This window comes from Vibrio sp. YT-19(2023) (assembly GCF_033337395.1).
This window is the reverse complement of sequence record NZ_JAWOQN010000902.1, coordinates 1-564: the sequence shown is the minus strand read 5'-3', so window position 1 is coordinate 564 and position 564 is coordinate 1. Positions and strand designations below refer to the sequence as shown.

The 564-nt window shown below is 44.5% G+C and carries 2 protein-coding genes; both read right to left on the bottom strand.

Annotated features, from left to right (window positions below):
- Nucleotides 1-225: ectoine synthase (locus R7E78_RS29090; RefSeq protein ID WP_318059014.1), on the bottom strand; the 225-nt coding region annotated here is incomplete at its 3' end.
- A 15-nt stretch (nt 226-240) separates the two neighbouring features.
- Nucleotides 241-564: aminotransferase class III-fold pyridoxal phosphate-dependent enzyme (locus R7E78_RS29085; protein WP_318059013.1), on the bottom strand; the 324-nt coding region annotated here is incomplete at its 5' end.

Genomic DNA, 564 nt, shown 5'->3' with positions numbered 1-564 from the left:
AGTTTCGCCCCCCACCACTTCGATTTCACCTTCGCCGCTCATGCAGAAAACGGACTCTAGGTGATTTTGATAATGAATATGCGTTTCCGTTCCTTCATAAATCGTGGTGATGTGGAAAGAAAATCCCATGTTGTCATCTTTCAACAACATACGTACGCTTTCCCAGTTATCCGCGACTACGCGACGCTCACTATTTCGACACTCGTCAAGTGTTCTTACGATCATAACTGATAATCCTTATTAAGATGCTTGTTTGAAGTGTTTTGCAGCAATCGTTTCTACTGCACGTTCAAAGATGCTTAATCCTTGGTTCAGCTCAGATTCACTGATAGTCAATGGACAGAAAAACTTCACCACCTCATTATCTGGGCCTGCGGTTTCAATCACCATGCCGTCGTCAAAACATGCTTTAGCGATTTCTGCTGCCAAGTCACCGTGAATACACTCGATGCCAATCATCATGCCGCGTCCCTTTTTCTGAACGAACATTTGCGGGAAACGACGCACGCAGCGATCAATCACTTCACTCACATTTTGCGAACATTGCTTAATGTGCGTTTCGAA